Origin of the sequence: Candidatus Nitrosocosmicus sp. FF01 (assembly GCF_047711275.1) — an archaeon.
Taxonomy (GTDB): domain Archaea; phylum Thermoproteota; class Nitrososphaeria; order Nitrososphaerales; family Nitrososphaeraceae; genus Nitrosocosmicus.
Genome location: NZ_JBLNIG010000002.1, coordinates 844871 through 870539 on the forward strand (window position 1 = coordinate 844871; position 25669 = coordinate 870539).

General features: G+C 32.8%; 35 protein-coding genes and 1 tRNA gene. 17 read left to right on the forward strand and 19 right to left on the reverse strand.

Going from position 1 to position 25669, the window contains the following annotated elements:
- Window positions 1-604 precede the first annotated feature (604 nt).
- From ACMT7R_RS09940 to ACMT7R_RS09950, 3 genes are all read left to right on the forward strand, one after another.
- Window positions 605-1114: a hypothetical protein gene (locus ACMT7R_RS09940; RefSeq protein WP_415311589.1), complete on the forward strand. Its 510-nt coding sequence runs from the start codon at window positions 605-607 to the stop codon at window positions 1112-1114.
- A gap of 330 nt (window positions 1115-1444) precedes the next feature.
- Entirely contained in the window at window positions 1445-1927 is a 483-nt protein-coding gene (locus ACMT7R_RS09945) for a TspO/MBR family protein (protein ID WP_415311590.1), read from the forward strand.
- A 575-nt stretch (window positions 1928-2502) separates the two neighbouring features.
- Window positions 2503-3054 carry an MEDS domain-containing protein gene (locus ACMT7R_RS09950; protein WP_415311592.1) on the forward strand — a complete coding sequence of 184 codons (552 nt, stop codon included), beginning with the start codon at window positions 2503-2505 and terminating at the stop codon, window positions 3052-3054.
- A gap of 48 nt (window positions 3055-3102) precedes the next feature.
- Here the strand turns inward: ACMT7R_RS09950 and ACMT7R_RS09955 are convergent, their stop codons facing one another.
- The 5 genes from ACMT7R_RS09955 to ACMT7R_RS09975 form a co-directional block, all read right to left on the reverse strand.
- On the reverse strand, window positions 3103-3228 hold the full coding sequence (locus ACMT7R_RS09955) for a hypothetical protein (protein ID WP_415311593.1): 126 nt from the start codon (window positions 3226-3228) through the stop codon (window positions 3103-3105).
- A complete protein-coding gene (locus ACMT7R_RS09960; RefSeq protein ID WP_415311594.1) occupies window positions 3228-3452 on the reverse strand; it encodes a response regulator in 225 nt (74 codons plus the stop codon). Before ACMT7R_RS09960 ends, ACMT7R_RS09955 begins: the two co-directional genes overlap by 1 nt.
- 263 nt (window positions 3453-3715) lie before the next feature.
- Window positions 3716-3922: a sporulation protein Cse60 gene (locus ACMT7R_RS09965; RefSeq protein WP_415311595.1), complete on the reverse strand. Its 207-nt coding sequence runs from the start codon at window positions 3920-3922 to the stop codon at window positions 3716-3718.
- Window positions 3923-4261: 339 nt separating this feature from the next.
- A complete protein-coding gene (locus tag ACMT7R_RS09970) occupies window positions 4262-4654 on the reverse strand; it encodes a hypothetical protein (protein ID WP_415311597.1) in 393 nt (130 codons plus the stop codon).
- Window positions 4655-4657: 3 nt separating this feature from the next.
- Window positions 4658-5065: a polysaccharide deacetylase family protein gene (locus ACMT7R_RS09975; protein WP_415311598.1), complete on the reverse strand. Its 408-nt coding sequence runs from the start codon at window positions 5063-5065 to the stop codon at window positions 4658-4660.
- A 268-nt stretch (window positions 5066-5333) separates the two neighbouring features.
- Between ACMT7R_RS09975 and ACMT7R_RS09980 the strand changes: the two genes are divergently transcribed.
- A complete protein-coding gene (locus ACMT7R_RS09980; protein ID WP_415311600.1) occupies window positions 5334-5744 on the forward strand; it encodes a response regulator in 411 nt (136 codons plus the stop codon).
- Window positions 5745-5797: 53 nt separating this feature from the next.
- Here the strand turns inward: ACMT7R_RS09980 and ACMT7R_RS09985 are convergent, their stop codons facing one another.
- From ACMT7R_RS09985 to ACMT7R_RS09995, 3 genes are all read right to left on the reverse strand, one after another.
- Window positions 5798-6415 carry an MEDS domain-containing protein gene (locus ACMT7R_RS09985; protein WP_415311602.1) on the reverse strand — a complete coding sequence of 206 codons (618 nt, stop codon included), beginning with the start codon at window positions 6413-6415 and terminating at the stop codon, window positions 5798-5800.
- Window positions 6416-6641: 226 nt separating this feature from the next.
- Window positions 6642-6890: a hypothetical protein gene (locus ACMT7R_RS09990; RefSeq protein WP_415311603.1), complete on the reverse strand. Its 249-nt coding sequence runs from the start codon at window positions 6888-6890 to the stop codon at window positions 6642-6644.
- Between the two features lie 345 nt (window positions 6891-7235).
- Window positions 7236-7424 (reverse strand): hypothetical protein, encoded by a 189-nt coding sequence (locus ACMT7R_RS09995; RefSeq protein WP_415311605.1) that lies wholly within the window; start codon window positions 7422-7424, stop codon window positions 7236-7238.
- Between the two features lie 601 nt (window positions 7425-8025).
- Between ACMT7R_RS09995 and ACMT7R_RS10000 the strand changes: the two genes are divergently transcribed.
- Complete coding sequence (locus ACMT7R_RS10000) at window positions 8026-9180, forward strand: hypothetical protein (RefSeq protein WP_415311606.1); 1155 nt, start codon at window positions 8026-8028, stop codon at window positions 9178-9180.
- Window positions 9181-9605: 425 nt separating this feature from the next.
- Here ACMT7R_RS10000 and ACMT7R_RS10005 read toward each other — a convergent pair whose 3' ends face one another.
- Window positions 9606-9818: a hypothetical protein gene (locus ACMT7R_RS10005; RefSeq protein ID WP_415311608.1), complete on the reverse strand. Its 213-nt coding sequence runs from the start codon at window positions 9816-9818 to the stop codon at window positions 9606-9608.
- 363 nt (window positions 9819-10181) lie between these two features.
- Between ACMT7R_RS10005 and ACMT7R_RS10010 the strand changes: the two genes are divergently transcribed.
- Window positions 10182-10943 (forward strand): CPBP family intramembrane glutamic endopeptidase, encoded by a 762-nt coding sequence (locus ACMT7R_RS10010; RefSeq protein WP_415311609.1) that lies wholly within the window; start codon window positions 10182-10184, stop codon window positions 10941-10943.
- A 26-nt stretch (window positions 10944-10969) separates the two neighbouring features.
- Here the strand turns inward: ACMT7R_RS10010 and ACMT7R_RS10015 are convergent, their stop codons facing one another.
- A complete protein-coding gene (locus tag ACMT7R_RS10015; RefSeq protein ID WP_415311610.1) occupies window positions 10970-11248 on the reverse strand; it encodes a hypothetical protein in 279 nt (92 codons plus the stop codon).
- Window positions 11249-11537: 289 nt separating this feature from the next.
- Between ACMT7R_RS10015 and ACMT7R_RS10020 the strand changes: the two genes are divergently transcribed.
- Together ACMT7R_RS10020 and ACMT7R_RS10025 are read left to right on the forward strand one after the other, a co-directional pair.
- Window positions 11538-11915: a hypothetical protein gene (locus ACMT7R_RS10020; RefSeq protein ID WP_415311611.1), complete on the forward strand. Its 378-nt coding sequence runs from the start codon at window positions 11538-11540 to the stop codon at window positions 11913-11915.
- Between the two features lie 233 nt (window positions 11916-12148).
- Window positions 12149-12466 (forward strand): DsrE family protein, encoded by a 318-nt coding sequence (locus ACMT7R_RS10025; RefSeq protein WP_415311612.1) that lies wholly within the window; start codon window positions 12149-12151, stop codon window positions 12464-12466.
- 283 nt (window positions 12467-12749) lie between these two features.
- On the opposite strand, the gene ACMT7R_RS10030 is transcribed toward ACMT7R_RS10025, so the two are convergent.
- Window positions 12750-12929, reverse strand: a complete 180-nt coding sequence (locus ACMT7R_RS10030; protein WP_415311613.1) for a hypothetical protein — start codon at window positions 12927-12929, stop codon at window positions 12750-12752.
- 103 nt (window positions 12930-13032) lie between these two features.
- Window positions 13033-13437, reverse strand: a complete 405-nt coding sequence (locus tag ACMT7R_RS10035) for a hypothetical protein (protein WP_415311614.1) — start codon at window positions 13435-13437, stop codon at window positions 13033-13035.
- Between the two features lie 162 nt (window positions 13438-13599).
- Here ACMT7R_RS10035 and ACMT7R_RS10040 point away from each other — a divergent pair, with 162 nt between their 5' ends.
- Complete coding sequence (locus tag ACMT7R_RS10040) at window positions 13600-13959, forward strand: MFS transporter (protein ID WP_415311683.1); 360 nt, start codon at window positions 13600-13602, stop codon at window positions 13957-13959.
- A gap of 395 nt (window positions 13960-14354) precedes the next feature.
- Here the strand turns inward: ACMT7R_RS10040 and ACMT7R_RS10045 are convergent, their stop codons facing one another.
- The gene (locus ACMT7R_RS10045; RefSeq protein ID WP_415311615.1) at window positions 14355-14723 is read right to left on the reverse strand and encodes a hypothetical protein; all 369 of its coding nucleotides are present in this window, start codon (window positions 14721-14723) and stop codon (window positions 14355-14357) included.
- A complete protein-coding gene (locus tag ACMT7R_RS10050) occupies window positions 14724-15272 on the reverse strand; it encodes a winged helix-turn-helix transcriptional regulator (RefSeq protein ID WP_415311616.1) in 549 nt (182 codons plus the stop codon).
- Between the two features lie 258 nt (window positions 15273-15530).
- Here ACMT7R_RS10050 and ACMT7R_RS10055 point away from each other — a divergent pair, with 258 nt between their 5' ends.
- Window positions 15531-15917, forward strand: coding sequence for a hypothetical protein (locus ACMT7R_RS10055; RefSeq protein WP_415311618.1), 387 nt, complete (start codon window positions 15531-15533; stop codon window positions 15915-15917).
- A gap of 744 nt (window positions 15918-16661) precedes the next feature.
- Here ACMT7R_RS10055 and ACMT7R_RS10060 read toward each other — a convergent pair.
- Both ACMT7R_RS10060 and ACMT7R_RS10065 read right to left on the reverse strand, forming a co-directional pair.
- Window positions 16662-16847 (reverse strand): hypothetical protein, encoded by a 186-nt coding sequence (locus ACMT7R_RS10060; RefSeq protein ID WP_415311619.1) that lies wholly within the window; start codon window positions 16845-16847, stop codon window positions 16662-16664.
- Between the two features lie 62 nt (window positions 16848-16909).
- On the reverse strand, window positions 16910-17098 hold the full coding sequence (locus ACMT7R_RS10065; RefSeq protein ID WP_415311621.1) for a TetR/AcrR family transcriptional regulator: 189 nt from the start codon (window positions 17096-17098) through the stop codon (window positions 16910-16912).
- Between the two features lie 220 nt (window positions 17099-17318).
- Between ACMT7R_RS10065 and ACMT7R_RS10070 the strand changes: the two genes are divergently transcribed.
- Window positions 17319-18128, forward strand: coding sequence for an SDR family NAD(P)-dependent oxidoreductase (locus ACMT7R_RS10070; protein ID WP_415311622.1), 810 nt, complete (start codon window positions 17319-17321; stop codon window positions 18126-18128).
- A gap of 262 nt (window positions 18129-18390) precedes the next feature.
- Window positions 18391-18576, forward strand: a complete 186-nt coding sequence (locus tag ACMT7R_RS10075) for a hypothetical protein (RefSeq protein WP_415311623.1) — start codon at window positions 18391-18393, stop codon at window positions 18574-18576.
- 885 nt (window positions 18577-19461) lie between these two features.
- On the opposite strand, the gene ACMT7R_RS10080 is transcribed toward ACMT7R_RS10075, so the two are convergent.
- The 3 genes from ACMT7R_RS10080 to ACMT7R_RS10090 form a co-directional block, all read right to left on the reverse strand.
- Window positions 19462-19662, reverse strand: coding sequence for a hypothetical protein (locus ACMT7R_RS10080; protein ID WP_415311624.1), 201 nt, complete (start codon window positions 19660-19662; stop codon window positions 19462-19464).
- Window positions 19662-20426 (reverse strand): hypothetical protein, encoded by a 765-nt coding sequence (locus tag ACMT7R_RS10085; protein ID WP_415311625.1) that lies wholly within the window; start codon window positions 20424-20426, stop codon window positions 19662-19664. Before ACMT7R_RS10085 ends, ACMT7R_RS10080 begins: the two co-directional genes overlap by 1 nt.
- Window positions 20427-21680: 1254 nt before the next feature.
- Window positions 21681-22292 carry a response regulator gene (locus ACMT7R_RS10090; RefSeq protein ID WP_415311626.1) on the reverse strand — a complete coding sequence of 204 codons (612 nt, stop codon included), beginning with the start codon at window positions 22290-22292 and terminating at the stop codon, window positions 21681-21683.
- Window positions 22293-22958: 666 nt separating this feature from the next.
- On the opposite strand from ACMT7R_RS10090, the gene ACMT7R_RS10095 reads away from it, so the two are divergent.
- From ACMT7R_RS10095 to ACMT7R_RS10115, 5 genes are all read left to right on the forward strand, one after another.
- Window positions 22959-23033 (forward strand) — tRNA-Arg (locus ACMT7R_RS10095).
- A 127-nt stretch (window positions 23034-23160) separates the two neighbouring features.
- Complete coding sequence (locus tag ACMT7R_RS10100; RefSeq protein ID WP_415311627.1) at window positions 23161-23364, forward strand: hypothetical protein; 204 nt, start codon at window positions 23161-23163, stop codon at window positions 23362-23364.
- Window positions 23364-24014, forward strand: a complete 651-nt coding sequence (locus ACMT7R_RS10105; RefSeq protein WP_415311629.1) for a hypothetical protein — start codon at window positions 23364-23366, stop codon at window positions 24012-24014. The genes ACMT7R_RS10100 and ACMT7R_RS10105 overlap by 1 nt, the downstream gene beginning before the upstream one ends.
- Before the next feature lie 134 nt (window positions 24015-24148).
- The gene (locus ACMT7R_RS10110; protein ID WP_415311630.1) at window positions 24149-24631 is read left to right on the forward strand and encodes a hypothetical protein; all 483 of its coding nucleotides are present in this window, start codon (window positions 24149-24151) and stop codon (window positions 24629-24631) included.
- Window positions 24618-24857 carry a hypothetical protein gene (locus ACMT7R_RS10115; RefSeq protein WP_415311631.1) on the forward strand — a complete coding sequence of 80 codons (240 nt, stop codon included), beginning with the start codon at window positions 24618-24620 and terminating at the stop codon, window positions 24855-24857. Before ACMT7R_RS10110 ends, ACMT7R_RS10115 begins: the two co-directional genes overlap by 14 nt.
- Window positions 24858-25669 lie beyond the last annotated feature (812 nt).

Here is a 25669-nt window from a genome sequence, read left to right on the forward strand (position 1 = left end):
TCTATCAATCTCTTTTGCATCGAACGATTTTTTTTATAAAATCTATTAACTTCGATGCGTCGGACACTATTAGATAGGGAGTTACTGTATGAAACCCTTGCGGAATTGGATTGACATTTTCCATATTTGATAATGTTTTTTATCCTATAAATTTTAGCTTGTCATATTCAATTGCCAAACCTCACACCTACTAAATAATCATTTTCTTAACACAAAGTGACCATGTTTTTAAAAACTAGTAAATATAAGTTTGGTACGTTACCACTGAATCTTACCTTCAATTGATCACAAAGTCATGATATCTTGATTTATTGTTGTGCATACATGGGTTTGTCATTGATACGTATTCGCATAGCTAAAAAGAAGGTGATGGCAGAAAGAGGAGTTTAATGGATTGCTCAGATATATTTCAAAGTCGACTCTATACTACAATGTTTACTAATCTTTTCAAAATTAATGGTCAAAACATGAAATAGTAATCAAAATTCGATTTATGATTCTCATGAAGGAATCAATCTAAAACATGGCTAAAAAGATGCTTAACGTTAAGATATGACGAGTTACTTAGTGATAACCTTAATAGGAACAAAATGTATATAAAGATATGCCAATTGAAAAATATTTCAATCGAGAAGTAACGGCTTTAGATTCCCCTCATACTAGCCATGTAGTCAAAGAAACAGATCACAATTTAGAAGTATTTGGAGAAAAAAATGAGAGATGCGATATCCCGATTTCTGAAAACAAAACGGGATTAAATGACAATAGAATTATGAACTTGCAAGGGGATAAAGATAGTGAGAATGATCATTCTAATAAGGTATTAGATGATTTATTGAATTATACTTTTGAAATTCAGAGATCGAACAGTCCTGAAAAATACGGTGTTTGGAAATCAAGGATTGAAAGGGATATTGAAAAAATATATGGAAGTGATTCGATAGAGCTAAAGCAGATAAAAGATGCATTGAAACTTAATTTTCTAACAACTAGTGGACAGTCTGAGGAACAGCGACGTATCTATTTTAATAACCTGTATGAAAGGCGATTTAATAGAATAGAAAAAATGATTAGCCAATTCAAGTTGGATCAAGTGAATCATGGAAGAAAGTAAGATTCTACGGTATTACTTGTGATGTATACTATTTACCTAATCTGGAAAATAGTATCATGGAATGCAAAAATAGTATGCAAATGAAACTGGCTCGGTGGGTTTAGTAATAGATACTTTACGAGTCTAAATTTTCAGTCGATTATATAATAATAATTTTAGATTGAATGAATGATAAAATATTCTCTAACAATAAGCATATAATCCGATCAAAAGGTCAAAAATTACACGGGAACGTACTACAATATCAAAATTCAGTGGGCTTCGGATCTGTGAGGTAAATGGGAACTGTTACTTTATTAATATTTAGGTTATCTGATAAATAGATTAGATATGATATCATATGTACAAAAAGTTCTTAAATTTATCATTTCAATAATTATTTGTCAATCCGCAGGTATATTTGGTTCATTATTTACTTTCGACTCTATCTCTGATTGGTATGTGACACTGGAAAAACCTGCATTTGCTCCACCTAATTGGATATTTGGTCCTGTTTGGATTACCTTGTATTTTCTTATGGGTCTATCTTTGTACATAGTCTGGAAAGATGAGTTAAAATCAAAGACTAGAAACGCCTTTTTTGTAGTATTTGGAATTCAATTAATTCTGAATGCTTTGTGGTCATTCTTGTTTTTTGGATTAAGATCACCATTCTTAGGATTATTAGATATCATACTACTTGATATTATGGTAATAGTTACTATAATTTATGCAAAATCAATTTCTAAACTTGCTATGATACTTTTAATTCCATATTTAATCTGGATAGTTTTCGCTTCTTTTCTAAACTATGTGATCTTCTTGGTTAATTAGTCCCTTAATTTTTTAATGTGTTAATTTGAAGAGGATGAAAGTATACAAATCAAACGGGCCCGGTAGTTTCCGCTGCATTTTCACCACTAAAAAAGAACTCGTTTACTATACAAACGGATCAAATAAACATTTGCAATCCTTTGAAGAAATGCAACGCCGGGAGAGGGATTTGAACCTTTGTTTCATAAATGATGGTTTATTTACCATGATGAATGAGTTTATCTTCAAACTCTGTTGAACCTGCTTTAACCAAATCATAATTCTCAACGTTAACGATGTATGCCTTGTAAGTTCAAATTCCTATCAGGTACCATTGTTAAACATTTAATAGATTTCAAAGGATCAAAAAAATCATATTTATTTGCAATAACCATATTTGAGATTTCAAAGAAAACCGTGACATAGTGGCTAATGCAGGAGCAACAATATCTGCTTTTGATATATTGGATGAATTCCGATTTGAGGGAAATATGTCGATTTTATTATAAATCAAACGACAAATTCTTAATAAACAATAATGCATATTCAACTCGTGGTGGGGAGATTTAGTTTCACCTATTGATTATGGCCAGTTGATGAATCCGAGAGATGCAGCCGAGACTATTTCGCAAACTGCATTTGGACTACATTGTCTACTTATTTATCGTGATCTTGTCACTCTTAGAGAATTTTATTCTAGTTATTTCCAGAGGCAAATCAACCAGAATGGAACGATTCAGGTTATGCCCTTTTATGAAACGGAGAATTCTGTTAGGGAAGTACTGTCTAAAAATGGTAAGACCAGTATCGATATACTCAAACAAGTGGGAGCTTCATTGATCATTGTTGACGCTTTGAGAGGATATTTTGATCATGGTAACGTAGAATCCATCTGGAAAAATATCAAAGAAATAGTCCAAAATGCTGAGGAAGTGGGTAAAAAAGAAATTTCTATTTTGGGTGACGCGGGTGCATTTTTCTATAAGCACCAAATACAAAGTCTTTTGGATTACGAATCCATTTTACCCTTAAATTTTGACATTAATCTGAAGGGCATTTGCATGTATCATCAAAAAGACTTTAATAAAATGTCAAAAGACTTTCAAGAAAAAATATTAAAAAGACATTCAATGGCGATAATGATATAGACAACGTTGATCAATATCAAGATTGTTTATCTTTACTATTCTCAATGTTCACTTGAAGACCCGGATTAATTGTCTTGAGTCGGCCAAGCGAATGGGTTTTTGAAGTAGCCTATCTATCTTTGCCTTCTTAAAATCCTCGTTATCTTTCAAATCCGCTACATCAAAAGCCGTCATTAAAAAATTGTTATTTTATTGTTAATATGTCTTATCTTCTTAGCAAGATCTGTTCCATACATACCGGGAATTCGCAAATCTGTTATGATCAAGTTATGTCTATCAGTAGTTTCCTTAAAATATTCCAAAGCCAATTCCGCATCAGTAAAAGAGAATACATTAAAGCCTTCTTTTCTCAAAGATTCTTTGAAAAGTGATACTAGTTCTACTTCGTCATCGATCACTATAATTTAAGGTGCAGATAACGATGACTATCGCTATTATTGTTTTTTAGAATTATTTAACTATATCTAGATATTTTGATTTTTGACACTAGAGGATTTTAGTGAAGTAGGTAAAAGGTTATCACTGTCTCTCAACAATAGTCGGGGATTTTGAGTTTATTTGTTTGTATAATAACTTATTGACCTTGAGGATCTTTTTCTTTTTGTTATGATGCTTATAAACAAATCTAAATCCCATTTATGCTCTTCAAATAAGTATAGATCTACTCATACATTTGAGGTTCTTCTTTACCTGGAGTAATGTTTTCCTCATAAATAATTAGAGCGGTATATTCATTATTCCCGTCTTTAACGCCCGCACTAAATTTAATATTAATTAACTGCTTTACCTCTTCTTTTTTGAGGAATTCATTAATACTTTTTTCAATTTCAGATAACTGCTGGTTACTATAGAATTTTACCCTTGTCATATATCAATCGCGTCTAAATTTAATATAATTGTTATTTCTGGGCTAACGTAATTAAGGAATCTTGATTAAAGAGAATTTTTTCAATTTATATTACAGTTTATGATAATTTCATTTAGTGTTCCTTCCAAATGGATCATTACATCGATTTAATTTATCTTGTTTATCATATAGGCGTATAAAACAGGAGTAGGATTTAATCTCTTATGTATAGAAAATCATTAGTAGAATTATATTTTAAATCCGACATTGTTATTAAAGTTATTATCATAAAGATACTTTATCTCCTTTTCCAAAAGATTAGAACTAATTGTTAGTTTGCCCTCTGAAGATTCGGCAACATTATGATACACGATGATTGGAATAGCCACAACAGAAAAAGAAACTATTCCCTTCGCTGTTATCTTTAGGTGCATTATACTTCATTTGACTGTTGACAAATTCAATAAAGTTCTCATACAATTCTTGAATGTTATTGCCTCTATCATTTTGATGTGCCCATCTTAACATAGAATATCTTGTTATTGGATTTAATTCTCCGTTCTCATTGAAAGTTCTGCAGTTTTTCTGATCTGACTTATTGGGCCATCCATCGCAATGTAAAAACATCAACGTGCTTCCCCCACTTCTACCTAAATCATTGTATTTTGAAATTGTGTTTATGACAAATTCATCATCAGTCCCGCTACTAAAAGGATAGGCAAATGTTGAAGCGTTTATCCCTTGATTCAGCAAGCACTACTTTGATTCTCCTATTTCATATTCAGTTTCAGAATCAGATAATCCTTTTAAATCCTCATGATTCATGGTATGGGAACCTATGTCCATTCCATCATTTTTCAATTTGCTTATTTCATTCCAATTCATACGCTTATTATCTACTTTACCGCCATCCTCATTTTCCTCTGCTTCTACATAATTGCAAACAATGTAGAATGTAGACTTGAAATCATACTCGTCCAGAATAGGTTTGACTATTTGATAATGACTTTTCCAACCATCATCAAAGTTTAATATTGCAAATTTATTTTGGTCATTAGATATGCTCAAAGAACTATTGTGAATTTCTGAATTATGTTGCGAGTTGTTGTGACCTACTCCTATACTGCTAATCCGCCGGTGATGATTGACAATTAAAACTAACAATAATCATAGAAAATGAAATTATGATTATTACATTCAGAATATTTATTTTTTGATATTCCTTATGATTAAAATACAAATACATAGTTACCTCGAATAAACCAGATTATCAACAAGGTTGGGATTTGAATCTTTGGGTTTTGGATGAGGTTCCAGAAAGGTAAATAGCGAATGTAAATCTGCTTCATAATTTAGGGCTGTACATATATTTGCTATTAATATACAGATTCTTGTCATAGTTAAGATTAAATAATTTTATAATGTCATAGTCATGATGTCGTCCAATCACAAGTCTTTTGCCTCTAATCATTCAATTATTGTGATAGATGACGAAATTGAATTAGCAATGCTATTTAAAGCCTTTTTATCAAAAGAGGGGTTGAATGTGAAATCCTTTACTGATCCACTATTGGCTTTAGACTATGTTAAGGAAACTCCCGATAGCCTTTCGCTAATTATTACCGACCTGAGAATGCCGGGCATGAATGGAATAGATTTAGCAAAAAAGATAAGAGGACTCAATAAAAATATCAAAATATTTTTAATGACGGCTTTTGATATTTCAGACCTAAAAAATAATCCTGATTATAAAGCCGCTAGGATTGATAACTTGATTCAAAAACCTATTCATTTTTCTGACTTGCGAAATATGATCATTAGTGCCTTAAAAACTTCAGTTTAATATGTTGTAGTAGGATATATACTACCAATAATATCAAACTTGTAATCTTATTTTTAAATTTTAACTGCGATCTTATGATGTTTTATTATCTTTTGCTTTTGATCATAAGTTAATCGGTCAAAATCCTGTATATGATACAGGCAAATGCCCTTCAAGTTTAAATTTGTATCAAATTCAGTAGGTAAAGAGAACTCATAATCTATAAGACTTTGGATTTGATTTTTAAAAAGAAAAGCCCCCATATCACCTAAATATGAAAGCCCATTCTTGTTCAAGGATTTGGCATACTCTACTAATTTATGATTGGCATTTAGTATTGACTCTATTTCAAATATTTTTGCAACCTTGTCATAATAGTTTTCTAATGAATCTGCAATAATTAAGGACTTATGTTCTTTTTCGTGTTTTTGTACATCTATTGACCTGTGTCCTTCCGAAAGTGATTGTCTTTTAGATCCAACTGTTTGATAGAATGGTGCTAAATACAACAATTCATTTTTTTCCTCGATACTTTTCTTTGCATAAAATGAACAAAATTCTCTTAATGTTATCATGTCTGAATAAATAACTAATGCATGTATTCCATAAGGTGATACTATTAGTGCATCTGTAGCCTCTTCTACATGCATTGTTTTAATATTATTGATACCATTTGGTTCGGAAAATATCAATCTACCATCGCCAATCTATTTACATATGCATAAAAGTTTAATAGCGATACCATTTGGTTTATTATGCATTGTTACTACAAAATCAATATAAAAAATCAGTGCCATTAAAGGACATTAAATTTTTAATTATGATCGTTTAGAACAATGTATTGTTTTATTAATCCTTGATCTTTACCAAAGACCTTTACTATTCTGCATAAGATATTCATTATAATACTTGGCCATTTTATCCCATCATATGTTTGTCAAATCCAATATGATAAGATATGCTTTCCAATATTATTGTCATAGGTAATACTCCTCCAAATGTAAAAAGCACAATATAGATACCCATCAACCATCCGATTAACCATAAGCCAATGCCTTTGCTGGTTTTACCTGTATACATATGTCCAATTCCTTGAAATCCAAAGAAGCCTGCAATTAATGCAATCAGAACTGCTGCTCCTGGATTTTTGTTCTGAGTTACAACCATGGGCCGGGTTACTTCTTGACTTGGATATCGGGGTTTTCCACATGAAGAACAATAAGTAATTTCATTTATGGAGAATTCCTTTCCGCAGTGTTTGCATTAAACCATTAATTATTTTTTATTTTAATATATTTAAAAATATAAAACCAAATCTGTGAAAAGTTCAAGTTGGTGGTCTATTAAGTTCCCATACCAGTCTTATCAAATAACTCTAAAATGCGTCCCGGTGGTTTCCGCTGTGTTTTCACAACTAAAAAAGGGACTCTATACTATGAAATAGGATAAAATAAACTTTTCATCTAAAGGAAGCAAGATAATACTATTAACTATTGACATATCCTAAAATTGCTATCTTAAGTCAATGCTCCCACCATTATCAAAATGACCATGAATCCTAAAATGCTCGTCACAATATCTTTTCATACAGGTTGGACATTGATATTCTGCAGGCGTATAACATCTTTGAATAATACATGTTCTGTTATCTTCAAATTCCTTTGACGGTTCATCTTGGTGAAAACCACTATCGCCCTGCATATAGATATTATAATAAATTAAACTTGACTATTTCATCATATAATAAATGATTCTTGTGTGAGTGATAATGTAAAATATTTTTGAATATTTTTCATAAAAAGGACAATATGGATATAATATTATTGTGTCAAAGACAATATGCAAATATAGTAAACCTTCAACTGTAGCATTTGGTTTGTCGAATAATGTCGTCATCATCTCATAATACATGTATCCATTCAAAAATTGCAAGCATAATTGATTTTTCATATAGAAAATTCAATAAAAGCAACAATTCTAATCAATTAAATAAATTTAAAAGTACACATATGAAGGAATTTGTAATTTGAGGACGGAGAAAATCGCAGCAAAGTTCGCCATTGCTATTACTCCTCGATTTGCGGTGTGAGTCTGATCTCAGTCTTCAGGTCACAGAAAGAGATTCTATATTTATTTGAATTGGTTTCGTTTTGACAGATAGTTAAACAGAAACGAAATGGGACAACCCAATCGAAGATAATGGTACAGAATGATATACTACATTTTTCAACTAGAAGTATATTTGCTATTTATTTTTAGAAATAATTTTATTTATACTTTACTTGTATAAATTATAATCAAAATGACGTTTTCAAAAAATAGGCCAAACCTAATGTTATTTCCTCTAATCATGATCTCACTTTTTATTTCGGTCTCTCCTTTTACTGAATTGAATCTTTTACAAAATAATCCCTTTTTTGCATCTGCACAAGTATCAGATTCGAACCCTATCCAGATTCAAAGTACTTCTACATACACAGATGACTTGGGTAATTTTCATATTATTGGTGAGGTAAATAATACCTCAACTCAATCTCAAAACAGCATTGTAATTACAGCCTTTTTTTCTAATACCGCAAACAATACTGTAGTTGGAAACCACTCTGCATTCTCATCAATCGAAACTCTCAGACAAGGTGAATTATCTCCATTTGATATCGTAATACAAAATCCCCAACAAATCTTAGGCACATTTGACTTTATGGAATTTTCAACTACTTCTCAGCCTGCATCAGCAGAAAAACCAGCAAACCTTGTACTAAATGGAAGCAGTTCCTTTGTGGATAATATCGGGAATCCTCATATCACTGGTAGTATTATTAATCAAGGTCAAAGTCCAGAACAGTTCTTAAATCTAGTTGCAACATTTTATGACAATTCTAGTATAGGTGTTATTGGAACTCAGACATCTGGTCTAAATGTTGGAAACCTTGCTCACAATCAAATGGCTCCTTTTGATATAACTATTACAGACAACAAAACTAAATCACAAGGTGCATTTTACTCTCTTAATGTCGATTCCTCCCAAAGTTCAATGAGCATTCCTCTTAATACAAAGACATCATTTGCTTCAACTGATGGATTTGCTACTAGTGGTGGAGACTCTTTGGCTAATACATTCTCTGTAAATGATCAATCCCAATTCTCAAATAACGATAATGATGATGACGAATCTCGATCGAGTGACGATGACGATGACGATGATCGAGATAATCAACGTGGAGAAAAGAAAACAGATGATGAAGGTAATCCATGGTTTGATGATGAAAATTGTAGTGAAGAGTCAGGTTCTTCTGGAGGCAGTTCCTCGGAATGTGAAGAAGCAGAAAGAGAGGAAGAGAGTGAAAGAGAAGATGAGGATTCTTTAGAAAAAGACCAAGGCCCTCCCTCCAACTCTGAATCTACAGGTAATAATAATGACGAGTCTAACGACGAGGGGAAGGATGATAATGAATGAGAGAACACAGAAAACAATGATGACGACGATAAAAACGAAGTGGAAGGTATCAACAACTAATCGTTTTATTCATTTTGAAAGAAAAGGAAAAATAGAGATTCATGTTTGAACCTTTGGTGTATGGATGTAGGTTCCATACTATGATGTTCGTGATATTATCTTAGAACTCCTTTGATAATGCTTTTTACCAAATCACAAATTCAGGTAGTTTAATAATTGATACGACATTTTATTTTAGTGCATCACCATATTTGGAGGTTAGAGGATAATCGATAGTAACCTTAAATTTCAACAACCAAATAACTGAATTTGGATCTTCATTATGCTGTAAACTAAACAACCATTAAGAGTATGGATGACGTAATAAATAGTTCCTATTTAAGACTACCAAAATACAAAATGAGGCTTCTATAATCATTTTTCATCTACATAGGAACTACAGGAACGACATCAGTTGCATTTTCAGCCGGCGAAGTTTTGTTTAACACATCAACCGTTGAATTTGTTTCGTTAATTGTAGTCATTGGTAAATCAGAAGTTGTTGGTGTTTTTGCTTGTATAGAATGTGTCATAGACACTTCAACTAATGTTACAATTACAAATGCTAGCGTAATTAAGAATATACCTAACATATTCATGATTTACTAATATGAATATCATAGTATTTAATAGGCAGTCTAAAGTTATATCAAAATGAATTCTATATTTAGTCGTGACAGAGCATAAAGAACAGAATTATTTAAATTATATTTATTAATTCTGATAATCTCAAATTCTCAATGTTTCAAAGAATTCTTTACTTTTGGTTTCGAAATTGATTATGACACTTTAATTAAAATCATTTCTGGCTTACATAGAGAAGGACATTTAGATTAAATATAGGATGACAAAAATTTTTTGGTTGACGTCCGTTCCTTTGGGATTTCTTCACAGACTCGGATTCTTCTACTTTTAAGCAAGGGTGTTAATAAAAAGTTGGTTGAAAAGCACATATTTTACTAATGATGGTTGCAATTACTGTTTATTTGGTGTGGACATTTGCCACCTATCTTTTTGAAGGTCGAATAAACCTACTACATAGAGACGATCCACTAGGACGATTCGAATACTCTGTTATTGTAAACATGATCATAGGAACTGTGATAGCCATTTTGGCCATCAAACCATCTATTACAGCGTCTGGTCCACTGTCGTTAAGTCAGATAGGATTTAGATCGGTAAAAAACACGGTTGTGCTAGTAACTGTTGCAGGAACGATGGGGTTTCTGTTATTTGTTATTCAAGGACCTGCATCGCTAAATCCTATTGTAATTTCCAATGTATATTCTCAAACATTACCTACATCTGTAGCAGAGGTGGTGGTATGCTGGGCGGTCATAGGTGCTAGCATGGAATCTTTTTCAAAGAACAAGTTTGGGAAAAAACTTTCAGTTATAGTAGGCATCATTACATCAACAGTGCTTTTTGGTGTTTATCACTCTGCTCATAGTGAGCCTTTTAATCAGATCAACATGGTTATGATACTAATGTTACCTGGATTATTAACAAGCATTGTTTATTTCGTTGGACGCAATATTTATGCCACTATCGTTTTTCATAATTTCCAGGCTTTATTTGGTGTAGTCGCTTCTGTTGAAATAGAACGTATGTTACAAGTACAATTTCCTGTGGTATTACTTGCAGTGGCCTCTGTTTTGGTATTGATAATTATGGATAAATTCATACTCCGAAAAAAATCAAAAGCATTTTTGGATGGAAAGTGAATAGGTAGAACAAGAAAAGCAGCCTCCTATTCCAAATCGCCTTTCTTATTGCTACTGCTACTAGTGCTACTACTACTGCGCCACTTTCCTTCTCTACTCTGCTTCATGCCCCAGGAGGCCCAAGTGGCTGCCATTATAGCGATAAATCCTAAAAAGATAACTACAACTATGGCAACGTTCTGATAGATAGTGTAATTTTCTGCATAGAAGAATAACCAGATAATAATGATTATTATAGACGCGAAAAAGGTGATAATAGATGCAGTGACCCTCCAGCCCATACCGTCAGAGATTGGATTGGACATCTTTACTTTCACTCACTTATACTTTCAAAAATTAATAAGGGTTTTCATACTGCTACTGGATCATGGGTTTTTGGTTGTAAAAGCAGAGTGTTGAGTTTGCAATTTAACGGCTATTGGAATTAAATGCCATCTAAATAATAACAATGCAGTCTAATGAGTTTATACCTTGCGATATTTTCGGAAGTTGCTATCCTGACTTACCAAATTGAGAAACCTATATTATCGCATCTCAAATACTAAAGGAATAATATTTAACATTGTTTTGTAAAGTATAATCTCAACGGTAATATTGATTTGGGGCCTGGTGGTTTCCGCTGCATTTTCACCCACTAAGAGAGGACTCAATTGCTTAGAGCATTTATGTAATTTAACTATTATTCCAACCGGTTCATATTCAAGTTTACCTAATAGTGGGAACACATTCAAGGTCATTGTCAAAATTACGATCACAGATTCTATTGATTACAAAGGTCAAATCACTGTTTCAATCGATGAGGGACCTGTACAATACCAATATCCAACTTTTCCTGCTGAAACTACTATTCAAAGAACTTTTGACTTTGATTCAAGGTATGTTCCTGTAGGTACGGGATTTTTCGCAGAAGTGAGATATGGAGATGACTATGATACTGGGATATATGGAGAAAATACTCAAAAAGGCTCCTGAAACTGTTCAAATTCGTATACCGTACTGGTTAAACTAAAGGGAGAAGAATAGGACAGATACATCCATTCAAATCAGACCTAGATTGATATTTGGAATAGCGGATGATGAACAACTATTTTAGTAGAGTATTTTACTTATAATAATGCAGGAAAAGCATCCGCTTAGAACCATATGTTCGAATTTGTTTAACTTCTATTAGAATATTAATAGATAATCCATATAGTCAATAAGAATTGAAAATTGGAATTATTATTAGTAATACTGATCCAGAATTGGTATGGAACGCATTGAGATTTGCAAATACTGCACTTTTGGATGAACATCAAGTAGAGATATTCTTACTAGGACAAGGTGTTGAAATTGAAAGCATAAGGAGTGAAAAATTCAACGTTCAAGAACAACTGAATAAATATAACGAATTGAAGGGTCACCTACTTGCATGCGGAACTTGTATAAGTTCTCGTCAAATGAAATTTGATATTTGTCCAATATCTACGATGAAGGACATGTTAAGAATAGTAACAGAATCTGATAAACTGCTTACTTTTTAATAGTGAAGAATATTAAATAATTTTCTTGTCTATTCCTATTTCTTCTGCAATAGTGATTGTTCTGCATAAGTGATCTGCGATATAGAAGTTGTCGCCTGGATCATTAGAACTTGGACATGTCCAAGTATCAGATCCAAGATACTTTCTGTATTATCCTCTTACCTTAATCTTTTTCTCTAATGCCTTGTAATATTGTAGCGATGATAATTGGTTTGTCATTTTGTTCTTGTGATTGTAATTTCAAGTTGCAAATCTGCCATCATGTCTCTCATGATTGCTCTCTTCATAACCTTTGATATTGTTCGTTTAACTTTTTGATCTCTTCATCATTTTCTTGAAGATTTCCTTTTACTATATGATTTTCCTCTTTGCCTTTTTGTTCTATATCTCTTAATTCTTTTGTATTTTTTTCTATTCTTGAAATATTGAGGTATAAAGATCTATTCGCTGTAACGTTTTTCACTAAAACGGTGGACTTCGGGATGATATCAGTCCTCTAAGGAAGGTTCGATTAATTATCGACCACATCGACTATTCATCCATTCGTATTCAAAAGAAGTTTGTTGTTATTCTAATGTCCTCTCATTGCTACTTGGCAAATTCATAACGCTACCTTTATTTGGCTTGTCTGGTTGTTCTAAAACTCCATCATCTTGTATAGGTGATGCAGGGTCTTGTGGTGATGAAGGTGTTTCAATGTAGAGTTCGCTGCAGTTACTTGGTGGAATTGTGTTTATACATGATTGACACCAGTTGACGGTTTTTCCAGGATTTAGTAAATCAGGTTCATCCCAGCAACAATTTATTATCTGATCCTTCTCACCAAAAGGCCCATCTCTAATAGAACATTGGTTTTGGCTACCAAAATTGGGATCGGGTGGTACACCAAATACCAAAGGTGCGCTGCAAATAAAACATATCAACGATATAGCCATAAGGGATGTTAGGGTTACAGTACATTTGTTCTTCATTGTTAAAGGAACTCCCTTTTGTTCGACATTTCTACACTATAATTATAGAAAATAGGTTTTTCAGTTATTTGGATATTATTGTTTTTATCCATAAGTATCGAAAAGGATGAGAAATATTTGAAAATGTCTAACTAATTCTGAGAATGTTAGAATAACAATAACATTAATAAACCTTTTTTCGTTGTTGCTAATAGCTGGTTTGATGCATTTATTGTTAGAACTATGGATAGGATTGGTAAAGGAATAAGAACCGCTCCACGTGATGCTTTGATAGCAGATTCAGTGTCTGAATCATTATCTGGAAAAGCATTTGGAATTCACATAACAATCGGCCAGTTAGGAGCCATTGCTGGACCTCTAGTCGCATTTGCTATACTTCAAGTTATGGATTTACAAACTGTTTTTCTTTTGTCTCTAATACCCGGAGCTATTGTAGTTATAATTCTGATTTTCTTTGTAAAAGAAGTTGCCGTAAAAAAACTTGCTTCATCAACAACTATTTTTGGAAATATACGATATTAGTTAAAAGTTAACAAACCATTTATTACTGCGTCAGATCAATAATTAAACAAGTTTGGTGCAAATCAAAATGATATCCATGCAGATTGGAAAAATGGTTAGAGTCTTTATGTCCTTTGATTGATAAGGATAGTAACTCGAGCACATGTGGTTCCAATTGCCTTTTTTGGATCCCAACTACAGCAACTCATTGATTTGGTTTATTATGTATCAAATCAAACAAAACTTGCTAACATGTTATATTCAGATTTACTTGCTAGTGTTGTCGTAATCGATCTGCAAAATGTGTCTTGAACTCTCAGAAGATCACTCTTTTTCTCTATGGTTAGAATATAATAAGCTAGTATTGTGAATATGTCCCATATCATTTTGAATTAATACTTCTTTCCAAAAATCATCTATCTACCTCTTACTATTGCCAAAAAGAACAATACCAAAATAGCAAGGGTTAATGCAGATGTCATAATATCAGTTAATGGACTTTCCAGAAAATCATATGTCTCTTCCAATGATTGTAATAACAACTGGATCGCAAATAGGACAAATGCGCCTGCTGCGTATACCATCATTTTAAGCCTTGTTCTTTTATATGCTAGAATTGATAATGAAAACAAGAGTAGGGCAAAGACTCCGATTACTGCGTCGATACCAAATTCAATGTCATCAAAATGCTCTATTTCAATTTCATCAAATTCTTCGACAGCAAGAAGAGGAATTTGTGGAAGAAAAAGCGATATAGAAAAAAAGACAAAAGCTGCGGTTAACAATTATAGGTTGTCGCTCCTTGATAATGAAAGAAAGACATTTACCAACCTGTTACTCCATTTATCCCAAATAGCAGGATAGTAATTTCGCATCAATGTCGAGATATACTTCGCTGAAACCTTTCTATTATGCAATTGATATCTCTTGTATTTACCTTCTCTAATTTCTTCCACAAGTTTGAACTCTACTAACCTTTTAATATGCCAGCTAACGGAGGCAGCTGAAATATTAATACTGTTTACAATATCAGTTTGAGTAGGAGCCTGTTTTTCTATTATTATCATGAGAATTTCCCTAGGGGTATCTTGACTGAGGATTTGCAGTATTTCTTTTTCATTGTCTTGAAAGACTCCTACTGGAAAGTAATGCTTATAGAGTCCAGTTCTAGTTGAAGTTATTCTCCCGGCTTTCTCTAGTCTATCTAGTTGATATTGTGCAGTTCCCATTGAAATATGCATCATTTCCTTGATTTTGCGCAGATGGCAGCCGGGATTGTTATGGATAAAATCAAGAATCTTCTTTGCTGTATCGCCAACAATATCATCTCCCACAATCTATCCAGCCACCATGCAAATGATTAGGTATCCAAGCCCATCATGAGAGTGGTATTGATCATAATAATAATAATAACTACTGCAATGAACCAAACCCCCTGAATACAATTTTGTTTTACTCCACCACTGCTAGGTATAAAACATTTCTGGTACAAACAACAAAATGAACTTTAAATAATAATCCTAAATTGTTAGTCACATTTGACACCTTGTACCAAATATCTTATTATCTAATGGCTTGTAAAGACGGTTACAATGAACAAAAAACTCGCATTGGGCTTCATTATGCCAATTATTTTAGCATCAATGTCTTTGGCCATCATGGCCATGAACAATTCAGCTGCATTTGCTCAGAACATGACAACAGACACACAGGGACAAGAGCTACAACAACAATCTTCGTCACTAAATCAAACAGCCGATGTAAATCAGATAAAACAACATCTTACAGAAGCCATTACAGCATTGGATAATGGTAATAATACCAAAGCAGCAGAACAAATAGAATTAGCAGACGAACAATTAGAGATGTTGACTGGAACAGACTCTGATGAAGAAAATGAGGATGCTCATGAAGAGGAAGAAGGCGAACAAGAAGAACAAGAAGAAGAGGAAGAATCTGAAATGGAAGACAGATCTTAATAACAAGGCTAGCATGAATAGGCACTATATTATATTCCAAGGATAAGATATATGGAATAGCAATAGGAAAGTAAATAGGTATACGGATGAATAACAAACATTGTTCCGCTATTGGCAACATCTACAATCTGAGCTCATTAGATTCACCTTGTTGTATCCAACCATTTCACCTATTTTTAGATTTGTTAACCTAAATCCTCATGACAGAACGGTTATCTATAAGGATTATTTTTTGATTATATTATGAAGTGATTTTTCTAACATTCTTGTAAATATGGATTAGTCATGAATAATAGGGTATTTTGCGGTGGTCCTAATAAGTATAAACGGGATCGAAAGTATATCAAAAGTTTATTTCATTTTGCTTCTTAACTTTCTCTATACGCTGTTATTTCCTTATCTCAAATTTCTTAGTCTCAATATATACAAGTTTTAAAATAGCGTAATGAGTGATATCAAATATCCGTTAGACGGGAGTAGAGTCAAATGTCAGTCAAGTTATTTATATTTGTGTGCGCTTGAGTAAACTCCTGATATATTATTACTATCGCATTATCATATACGATATCATTTAGTCTGGGCATATGGGGATTAAGTTCCTAGTGATAAGAGCGTTCTGTTATATTAAAACAATCAGAGAGTTTGTCACGATTTTAGAATGGACAGTATCGTATTCCTAACTTGTATCCAATACTTTCTATTCTCTAAATCCCTAGAAGGCTCCATTAATATTTCAAAAGCAATTCAATTAAACAAAGCCAATAGAACTTTTGACATTTCCTCAGTATTTTTTATATTCTTTTTTAATATTCCATTTTGAATTGCTTCATCCAATACTTTCTTAATCGATTCTGTTACTTTAGCACTGCATATAATTAACTCCTTTTTGAACTTATCGCTTCTTCTTGATACACACCACATTTCAAACAAAAATGCATAAAAGTCAGGATATTCCTTAAAGCTTTGGATACAGTCCTTGATGATATTATCTGCTATTTCATCTGCAGTTTTCCTTTAATACCCTTAATGGTAGTTTGAATAATATTTTCAGAGCTATACGCCAAGACTTTACTTACCAAATCTTCATTATTCGAAAAATAATAATATAATATGCCTCTACTTACCCTAGATTCTTTTGCTATGTCTGCTAATGTAGTATTTTCATATCCAATTTTTGACAAGGACGATCAATGCATTCTTTAAAATTTCATTGACTCTTTTGCTCTTTGCTTTCACTCAATCCGTCGATAAACTTGGTATTCGGACTAACATAGATATTAGTTGGATGGCCAACCAAATATTAATATTACAGTTTATTGTTAGTAAGTTGGATGACTAACCAATTTATGAATATAACAATGGACGAGTCCATAGACAGGACAAAAAAGGAGTTTAACAAAGTTGAGTGACTCGGTAGAGAAAATAGAGACGACTCATATCTTGACTGGCAAGACCGCCCTGATCACTGGCGGAAGTAGAGGAATTGGTGCGGCAATAAGTAAAACCCTTGCCAAAAGAGGCGCCAATGTCGTAGTCAATTATTTCAATAACGAAACTTCTGCAAACTCAGTGGTTTCAGAAATTAATGATTATAGAAATGGTAACCAATTGGTTGGAAATGCTATGGCAATTCAAGCGAATGTTACTAATGCTGAACAAGTTGATCATATGATGAATAAAATTCAGAAGACTTTTGGGGATGTTGATATCTTGGTGAATAATGCAATGATTGGAAGATATTTTCTTAAACCTTTTCTGGAATCAAAGTGGGATGATTTTAATGAAAAGTTTTATGATGAGATGAAGGCAGCTTATGAGATAACAAGAGCCACATTACCCGGTATGCTCAAAAATAATTACGGCAGAATTGTGTATATTGCGACAGGAAGCGCCAAATACCCAATCCCTATAGGTGCAACAGCATTCGGAACTGCAAAAGCGGGTCTAGTTGCGTTTGCAAAATATATCGCTCAAGAATATGGCAGAAATGGAATAAGAGCAAATATCGTGTCACCAGGATTGATAGAGACGGATCAAAACAAAAATATTATTTCAGGTTTCAAACAACAATTTGAATCCGTAACTACATTAGGACGGGCTGGAAAACCCGAAGATGTTGCAAAGGTGGTAGCATTTTTGGTCAGTGACGATGCCGAGTATCTTACAGGAACATATCTTCCAGTTGATGGAGGCTTCGTAATCGGAGGATAACGATACTATTAACAAAAGTCAAAATGATATCAATAAAGTGAATAATAGCAGAAAAGATTGTGCTGGGACACTTCCAAGATAATATATTGGATTGATCAGGCTTCTCTATAAATAGAAATATTATATCTGGCTATCCAATAATAATCAAGAACTAATAGAACTTTATTTACGATATTATTTTTTTACATTGAAAAATAAGAATAAAGTGAATAAACTATATGAATGATGGGTCTTTTACAAAATTCTTGATAACATCTCCGATTTGTTTAAGATAAAATTAAAACAAATCAAATACACTGAAATAACTTTTGGGGCTTCAAGTGGCAAAATAAGGAATATCATTTATCAGAAATACTATGATACCGGATGGACACCTGAAGACAATCAACATAATAATAAGCAAGCAAAAGTAATATGGGATATACCTGATATAATTATAACATTTTGAAACAATAAAGTTATTATTATAGATGCAAAAAATAGTGATCTAAATAAATCTAAATCATCATTATTTGTTAAATCATTTGGTCCCGGTGGGTTTAGTTATAATCACAGTACGAGTTTAATTTTATTCTAGAATTTATAAATTATATTTTTAAAAATTATTATACAATAAAATATTAAATACTTGAAATAAATGGGAACGTACAATGTATTAGGAATTCTGTGGGCTTCGAATCCATGAGGTATATCGGACCTGTAACTATTATTTATTGTATGAATTCAATGATTTTGGTTAAACAAGGGTGCGATTTGTAAAGGTGGAAGTTTAGAATCGATTCATTAGCGACGATGAGTTTTAACTCAAATGTGAATTGGTTATGGGTTAGCTTCGCAATAATAGATAAGGCAGTGAAGGATTAAAGTAATTTGTTGGTTGTTAATCATTTATGATAATATATGAAAGGGATCCATTCTATTTGAATAAAGAGGACATTGGCTTTACTAATGCAAAAATATTTGTTATCTTTGTGTCCTATTTCTATAGAATACATTTCTATGAGATGTCGTACAGTATCCACAAAAATCTATGATACCGGGTTTGCCATGACACATGCATTCGCAACTATTTCCTAATGAAAATCTTTGTTTCACGATCCTATATGTGGTCCATGCCTTATAATATTATGTAATGATTTGGCTTTAGTATAATAATTATATGATACTGGGCCATACTTCCAGACAAATAATGATAATTGTTCTTTCAATTATCTTTGGCTTATAGTCGCTAGGATAGTATCTTTGTGGGTTTTCTCTTTTATGCCTCGAATTTTTATTCCTTCCTTTTCTAGGTCAATGGCTGTAAAAAGAATTTTATGTTCTAAAAGATGCTTTATCTTTCTTTGTGCGGCTTTTTTTTATCCAAGCCATATTCGTTTATTATATCTTGAATAGTTATTCCAATTCCATTTTCATTATAGATTTTTTTGGCGAATTCTTTTACTAGATTACTAGGAAGGTATTTTCTTTTATCACTATAGTGACCTAAATGTTCTCTTGGTACTAATAAAGAAATAAATGAAGAGAAAGGCACTAATTCTTTACTAATTCTTTTCCGTTTTCATCGGTTATCGATTGAACCGTTCCAAATATGGGTAGTCCTTTAAAGTGGTCTTCGGTCTTTGCAGGGTCAATGCTGATGTTTATCACATTTCCATTAAAGAGAGTAACATGCACTGGAACATTGGTCCATTCGACATTTTCGTTTGTTGTAAGGTCAGCAGTACCTCTAAACATGGTGGCATTTCCATTTACCAATGCAATTTTAGACCCCGGTTGGCCTGTCATCAATTCCAATTGCTCTGGCTGCTGAGATCCCATTGGCATTCCTGTCGCGTTATTTAATTTTTCAATAGAATGTTTATGAGCTGCTGTTCCATCAACGTTGGTCATCTTAATATCAACAACAAAGTTTGTCAGGTTACCATCTGCAACGTTGAATTCCCAGTCACCACCCAATACCCATATTACGTTCTCAGAAGAATTATTGGTTCTACCGGCCAGAGTATCTGAGGCTAAACTAGATATTTGACCCTGAGCACGGAAGGTGTCGACAGTATTTGCTGTGGCGTTAGTGCCATTTATCTGAGTACTTGTAGTCGCATTGGTTGAATTTTGAGCAAATACCTCTTGTCCTTGAAGATTAGAAGATATGACTATTGATGCTAATATAGTTAAAGTAGCCACAACAGTTAAGATCGATAGATTGATTTTTGAAGATTGAAGTCTATACATTTGGATTTCATGTATAAAATAATATTTATAGTATAATATCCCTGGTGGAAATGCGTGTTTCAAATATTTAACCAGATTAACAATCGATTTAATGATGGCGACTGAATGATAATAAAACATCTTTAATTTAAAGAAATTATTACATACTTGTATCATGTTAAACTGTTATTATTACTAGCAAACCATCATTGACCGATAATTTACTTTCTGTAAGATAAATTGTTGGAACAAAACCATCATTGGTCCCGATAAATACCATAATTGTACTCTTCATTTCGGGGCCAATTAATTTATCTACTAGAATTACAATTTTCAATTAAAATCAAGAAAGTAAACAATTCGCTTGTTTCCAATAAAAATATAGATTGAATTCATTTCAGTTACCCTTAAGTTCATCATTAATATCAATTTGTCCTGTACATGCTTCATTTATGCATCTACAAACTCCATTGCGACTTTTAGATTACAATTTGCTCTCAATTATACTCAGACAACCTTGCTCGTCCATCACTTGATGTATTAATTAAGATCCACTTCATGTTACAAACCCAGTTGAATCCTCAAATGAAATTAGAGATATTCTTACACACAACGACAACGATAATGATCAACTTGTTTGCAATTTACTGGATTCGGTAAATGAATCCACATCTAACATTACAGAAATATTAGCCTGCTAGAAACTTAATGCTCGAATATCGGGCCTTGTATGATGAGCGGCGTGGAATTAGAGATGCAAAACCCTTCTGAAATTATAGATGTAATTGCTACTATGAATCTAGCTTAATGAAATGTACCGCCAATCATACTTCACCGTGGATACGGTTTAGATCTATACATCTATTCTAAAATGGTTTTTGTGAAAGGTAATAAAAGAATGTACTTAGAACCTATGTTCGGTTTGTATTCTTTATGTGTTTCCTGATTCGTGACCATGCTTGTCTAGTTTCATAATCTGTAAGTCGAACATCTGATTCTAATAATTTTCCTACTGTTTCAAATTATCAGGCAAAAGGCGTTGTAATCTATTCTATAATTGCATTCTACATATTTCAAAGGTTATTACTGCTTTCCGTTTAACTTATTGCGGTGTCCTGCAGAATCTCTCTGGTAGAAATTTAAATAATACCAAAGTGAATATTTGTTGGTATGGTAATATATTCATAGTCATCGATTGGATAAAGCTGAAATAGTATTTTTGGTATAACCAAACAAGTCCTCATTTATCGGGATATTGGGACATCCAGTATTCAGTTTTAGCATGGAGTTCATTTGTTGTCAAGATGTTATGGGTTTTCCAATCTACTTTTAAGAACATTACTCAATTGAGGGTCGATTGTTAGAATCATTAATCAATAATTTGGACAAGCTTGAAAGTTCAAATGGCATTACCAAAATATCTTTGTCACGTATAGCTGCAGATTGTAACTCATCTCTGGATAATTGCTCTTTCGTATCAGTGGTTACCAAAATAATCCTCTGTGAGTTGTCCATTCTGTGTATTTCTTTTGCGACGTCCAATCCCTTTTTTCCTTCCAAATGTGTATCCAAAATTACCGCGTCATACTCCTTTCCCTTGTTTTTATTTTGAACAAAGGTAGACAGAGCTCTATTACCACTTTCCACTATATCCGAATCAACACGTAAGAGATCTAAATATGTCTCAAACAAATATCGCAGTTCATTTTCAGACTCTGCAATTAAAAACCGCGATTGTTTTCGTTGCTTGATCTGTCGAGTATGTACTTTATTATTAACAAATTTCGTATTTTCATTACCTGTACGAATTTGAACGTTATCGTCGTAATGATCAGCTCCTGTATCTCCTTCGCTTTGTAAATTTGAAAGAACGTTTTCATCATATCGCGTCAAGTATTGTAATAAAGTATGGTCTAGAGTTCCAGTTGTTGTGTTTAGAATATCGAACATCTCAAATCACCTTTAACACGATACTAGAATTAACATGCTATTTATACTCATAATGATATTTACTTCTAACGTCAATAATTACAATTACAATGATTCGTGATTTACTATCTCAAGTCTGCAATTCAAAGACTCGAAAAAGTAGATCGGGTAAATCTTGATGTCATTTATTTGTCGATCTTGCTAACATACAACCATTATTGTGACTTGAAAGGGTTTTAGTAAGGCAGTGAAATGGTAGGATGGAGGTTTTACCTTCTAAACAAGAGTTTGAAATGGTATTTGACTGACAAACTAATCCTGCAATTTTATTGAATATAAGAATTCATTTTGATACAACTAATAATCGATTTTAACCATTGATAAGTAGGTTTATCATCTTATTAAAGATCTTGAAAAAAGATATTCACCTATTGACAGAGCTAATTTCCATAGAACAAATATTTGTTTTTGAGAACTCGGTTGCAGTCAGTAAGGCTAAAATATGTAGAAAATCAGCTACTGAAATCAATAATTTGTATGAATTCTTAATTGGAGCTCATGAATTCAGTCGGGTAAATAATAACCAAAATGCAATTATTCCAACAAATTTTCACGATATTGAAAACTTTACAGATTCTCCCAACAATAAATTATATAACTGCCCTGATTTTATACATCAGCAAAGGAGGGTCCGTAGCGTAGTCAGGATATCGCGGCGGTCTTCGGAACCGCAGGTCATGGGATCGAAGCCCACCGGGCCCGTTGTATAATATTGTCTATATGTCTTACAGAATATAGATTCTTTAACGGTGAGATATTGATATATTTTAAATAAATTTTATCCTTTTAAAAAATATTTGTTTTTATACTCCATTATAATAAGAGATTTATGAAAAACAAATTCAAAGGCACAATAATTGTATCACTGTTTGTCCTTTCAGCAATACTAACCTCATTCTATCAATTTCAATCATCTTATGGTTTTTCTTGGCCATGTATAGATAGAAGCGATGGAAAGGCCCCAATAGCTGTTTCTGGAAACAACGTCTATGTTGCATGGTGGGGAAATAGGTACCCGGAAACTATGAGGTGATGTTTAAGGCATCAAAGGACGGCGGTCAGACATTTGGCGACAAGATTAACCTAAGCAATTCTACCAATGGAACTTCTGTGGAAGCAGATATAGCAGTGTCAGGAAATAATGTATATGTTACTTTTGCAGATAACAAAACAGGTAGTGCTGATGCTTATATCATGACTTCAAACGATAATGGAAAAACATTCAATCCAGCTATAAAACTAACTGACAATTCCAACTCAACTTTAGCAAACCAAGTACCCCTGTCTCAGTTGTATTCATACGATGTGAAAACATCTCCTTATGAGCTTCAAGTGGCAGCTTCAGGTAGTAACGTATACGTAATAGCAACAGGAGGCGAAAAGAACAGTACATCTTATCAACCGGATGTCTTTATAAAAGTATCAAACGATAGCGGCCAAACTTTTGGTAAGGACATAAATTTGAGCTTATCAGAAGGAGTTGCTTCAGAGCGAATACAAATGGAATCTATTGATGATAAGGTATATGTTACCTGGTGGGATAAAAATATGAACGGTACAGATACACCTATAATGAGAATCAGCGACAACGGAGGACAGAGTTTTGGTGAAACACAGGTGATTTCGGCAAATTCTACAACTTCAACAACAGCAAATAATACAAATGCATCCTCATCATCATAATTCCTATTTTTTGTAAAGTGAAATCTACAAGGATATAATACAATTTGAGTCAAAGATTATTATTCTCGTTACTATTATTAGTTTTTTTCTCACTTTCGTTAATACTTTTTAATATTTCTGTCGACTCCTTGTCGTTGTCGAAATCAAACATAATTGATATTAATGCATACAATAATATGGGATCACCTAGAGATTATTTCACAACCATATCGAATATTAGTAATGATAGAACTATTAATAATAGCATCGTTGAGAAAGAGGGAGCAGAGCCTTCCCATGTTTATATCAACTCTACCTATGGAATAAAGATAAAGTATCCAGCAGGATGGATAGTAGAGGAAAGCGATGCGGCCACCATTTTTCACAATCAGAGTAAATCCCTTAATGTTGTAGCTGAAATATTAACCCCTATTCAAAGTAGTTACTATGATTCAAAAATAGGAGCATCGCATAACAGTATTAGACTGATTGTAGAAGATTATAATACATTTGGTAATTATGTAAACGAGAATATACAAAATTATATCAACAAAAATAACTCGAAAGAAAATAACAATAACAAGTCTTTAACTATTGCAAATAAAAGGATAGGAGCTGATAGGTTTGTATTGCCATAATTTTGACCTCCAAAGTTGGAATCAGAATGCTAGTTTAGCAGGCTATCCTGCTCATCAGATATTTTTAGACTATAGTTATGACAAATATAGCAAGGATGCGACTGAAATCTGGACCATAAAAAATGACAAAATCTATATCATAGAGTTTGTAGCTCAAGATATTTACTATAATCAATATTTACCCATTGTAAACAAGATACTCAATTCTTTCCAAATACTTGCTTAACCTAGCTTTGGTAATAATTAGCACCATTATTATATCAGTTGATATAAAATCATATGCCGAAATTATGACTAATATCGGAATCCATTATAAAGGACTGATATCGTCCTGAAGCCCACCGGGCCCGTTTGATTTTGGTTATAAGACTGATTTAACCTTCTTTGATTAGTATACTGTTTTTGCATTACAGTATACTGTTTTTGAAAGTCAGGTGAATAGTAAATATCACAAGCTATACAATAAAGTCCTGTTTTCCTAAATGATTCTTTTGAACCTACTCTAATGTAAGTTGAATTAAGACCCTTGTGACAAAATTGGCACTTCGTCAATAACTTTTCAACGAACGGGTGTTATTTGATCTTTATTCAGATGTATTGTGACCAAAATGACTTTGGAAATTCATTGCGAAGCAAATTCTACTGATGTAGTTGGTGATTTGGTCAATTGGTTTTGACCTCGTAAGAACTGAACTTCTGTTTTTGAGAGAATTGATATCTTCAGGGACACATATAGAGATGGCTAAAAGCGTTTATGTTTAATCACTGTTGGTGTTAAACTTCAGCATCTAATTTGACTAATTAATTTAAAGATGATTCTGAAATCGCAAGGATATAAGACTATTAGAATTTTAGGATCAATCTCATATAGTTCATTGAATAGTTAAGGGTATGGATAATATTAATAATGCCCAAAAAAAACACAAAAGGAATTTTGAGAACGTTCATGATGATATTTGCTATTACATTGGTCCTTTCTATAACAATGTCAAATGTATTTGCGGTACCCGCCGAACGTCCGGAGAGTTGTCTGTTTGA